We start from the raw sequence: 2,583 nt of genomic DNA, 5'->3' as shown, positions 1-2,583 counted from the left end.
GCGTCCTGCCGTCCGATCTCGCGGCGCGCACCCACAATCGCGCGGTGTCGGGCGAGATGCATTCCGGCTTCAGCAATCTGCGCTCCGCCTTGCCGATGAACATCAAGGCGCATTTCCCCAATTTCCGGGTGTGGTCCGGCGCCAAGCCCGATATCGAGCGCGTTTGTGCGATCTGGCGCGATTGCCTCAGCCGTTACGGCGGCCCGTTCCTGTTCGGCAAAAAGCCCAGCCTCGCCGACGCCATGTTCGCGCCGGTGTGCTCGCGTTTCGCGACCTATAATGTCGCGCTCGATTCCGAATGCGCCGCTTTCCGCGACCATATCCTGGCCTGGGGCCCGATGGTGGAATGGGCCGAGGGCGCCAAGGTCGAGCCGGACGAGATGGAAGAACTCGACGTCGAGTTCTGAGCGTCAGTCGGATTGTCGTCAGTCAGCCTGTGCGGCCCAGCGGATCAGCCGCGCTTTCTCATCGGCATCGAGGGGCGGCGCCGCGCCCGGCGGCGGCATGGCCCGCGAAAAGACCGCCGCGCGTAAAATCTCCCGGCGATATTTCGGCAGATCCCCGGATCGCGAAAAGTCCAGCCCGCCGGCCGCATGAGCGAGGCCGCTCATCTGCGGTTGCGCGGCGTGGCAGGCGAGGCAGCGGCTTTCGATGATCGCGGCGATTTCCGCGTCGTCCGGCCGCATCGCCAAAGTGATGGCCTCGCTGGCGCTGCGCGCTTCATTAACGGGCGGCGGCGCGCTTGGCGCGGAGAGATAAAGGCCGAGCGCGAAACAGGCGACGGCCGCCGCCGCGAGCCGCTTGTCCAGCGCCGCGCTGCGCAAAAAAGCCAGCCAGAGCCGGCGGATCAGGAAAAATCCGGCGATGAACAGCACGGCCGCCACGCCATTGTCGGGCCCGGCGAACAGCAGCGGCGCATGGCCCGATAGCATGAAGAAAATGATCGGCAAGGCGAGATATTGATTGTGCAGCGCGCGGGTGAGCGCCGTCTTGGCGTCCGTCTCGTCGGCGGGAAGGCCGGCGCGCAGCGAGGCCAGCCGCCTTTTCTGCGCGGGCGCGATCACATGGGCGATATTGGCGGTCATGATCGTGCCGAAATGCGCGCCGATCAGTAGGTAGGCCGCGCGCCCCGCGAAAACATGGGTGAGCGCCAGAGCGAGCACGGCCGCGAACATGAACAGAGCGGCGAGCAACGCGTCGCCGGTCAGGCCGCTTCTCTTGCACAAGGCGTCATAGGCCAGCCAGGACAAAGCCAGCGGGATTAGCGCGGCGGCGACCGCAGCCCAGGGCGCGGCGTTCCATAGGGACGGATCGATCAGATAGAGCCGGGGCGCGGCGCAGAAGATGAGGCAGAGCAGAGCGAAGCCGCTCGCCCAGGTCGCATAGGCCTCCATCTTGAAATTCAGCGCCCGTTCACCGCCATCGGCGTCTTTCGCGCGGGCAAGACGGAATCCCGCGCCGGCGTGCAGGAACAGCGTCTGCGGCGCGGGTTGTTCGGCGCCTTGCTCTGGCGTGCGCCAACCGCTCGGCGCGCCTTCGCCACGCGGCCGCGCGGCGAGTTCCAGTTTCAACAAGGCGAGCGCCGAGCCGACCCAGATGAAGGCGGCCACGACATGCAGCCAGCGCGTCAGCACAGCAGCGTCGTCGAGCGCGACGGCGAAAAAATCCATGCGCCTCTATTCCCTCGGTTTTTCGCCTTTCGGTCGGGGCGGGCGACGATACCATTGGTAGGCGCCGAGCACGATGAGAAAGGTGAACAAAGCTGCGAAGGTCACGTCGGAAAGATAATGGCCGCCATAGGCCATGCGCAGGCCAGCGGTGGCGAGGGTGAACAGCAGCGCCGCCGCCACGGCAAAGGCCCGCGCCGGCGGCGGGGCGAGCAAGGCCGGCGCGAGTGTCCAGGCGGCGGTCGCCGCCTCGCCCGAAACGAAGGAGCAATTTCTCGCGCATTGGCCGCCGAAACTTTCATAGGGCTGGAAGGTCCATGGCCCGCCGAAATCGCGGGTCTGCTCCGGCCGGGGTCGGTGGGAAATTTCCTTCAGCACGCCATTGACCAGCAGGCCTGGGCCCAAAGCCAGCGTGGCGACCAGAAAGATGATGGCGCGTCCATCCGGGCCCTTTTCGACCCGGCCGCATTTTTTCGCCAGCGCCGTCAGCAGGAAGGCGCCGAGCAGGAGATAAGGTGCGTCATAGAAGAAACGCCGCCACAGGTCGCCGGTCGGGCCGCGCGCGATGAAGCGCCCCGAGCTGTGGAACAGCCCGGCGATTCCGAGATCGATTTGCGGCCAGAGCGCGAAAATGGCGAACAGATAGATCGTGGCGATGAGCAGGATGATCAGAGTTTTGCGCGTCACTTCGGTCCTTGCGGCTGTCCGTCATTCCTGCTCTAGACTAATTTGTCGCTGTCGCTCAAGCGCGGCGCGAGGGGAAGCGGCCTTGCCCGAACTCGATTTCTGGTACGAATTCGCCAGCACCTATTCCTATCTCGCCGTCATGCGGGCCGGTCCGCTGGCGGAAGCGGCGGGCGTGCGCCTGCGCTGGCGGCCCTTCCTGCTCGGGGCGATTTTTTCGGCGCAGGGCTGG

General features: G+C 66.1%; 3 protein-coding genes and 1 pseudogene. 2 read left to right on the top strand and 2 right to left on the bottom strand.

Annotated elements, in window-relative coordinates; genetic code table 11:
- Positions 1-407, top strand: a 407-nt coding sequence (locus tag ACE3S9_RS18335) for a glutathione S-transferase C-terminal domain-containing protein (RefSeq protein WP_374547912.1), incomplete at its 5' end; no start/stop codon positions are given.
- A gap of 18 nt (positions 408-425) precedes the next feature.
- Here ACE3S9_RS18335 and ACE3S9_RS18330 read toward each other — a convergent pair.
- Entirely contained in the window at positions 426-1,670 is a 1,245-nt protein-coding gene (locus tag ACE3S9_RS18330) for a urate hydroxylase PuuD (RefSeq protein WP_374547911.1), read from the bottom strand.
- Positions 1,671-1,676: 6 nt separating this feature from the next.
- Complete coding sequence (locus tag ACE3S9_RS18325; protein ID WP_374547910.1) at positions 1,677-2,354, bottom strand: phosphatase PAP2 family protein; 678 nt, start codon at positions 2,352-2,354, stop codon at positions 1,677-1,679.
- Positions 2,355-2,436: 82 nt separating this feature from the next.
- Here ACE3S9_RS18325 and ACE3S9_RS18320 point away from each other — a divergent pair.
- Positions 2,437-2,583: pseudogene (locus tag ACE3S9_RS18320) on the top strand (2-hydroxychromene-2-carboxylate isomerase); the annotation flags it as partial.

Source organism: Rhodoblastus sp. (assembly GCF_041915505.1).
GTDB lineage: Bacteria > Pseudomonadota > Alphaproteobacteria > Rhizobiales > Beijerinckiaceae > Rhodoblastus.
This window is presented reverse-complemented; position numbering and strand designations above follow the sequence as displayed.

Excerpts from the sequence above, each read along its gene's own strand:
- ACE3S9_RS18330 (WP_374547911.1), bottom strand. The coding sequence starts at position 1,670 with ATGGATTTTTTCGCCGTCGCGCTCGACGACGCTGCTGTGCTGACGCGC.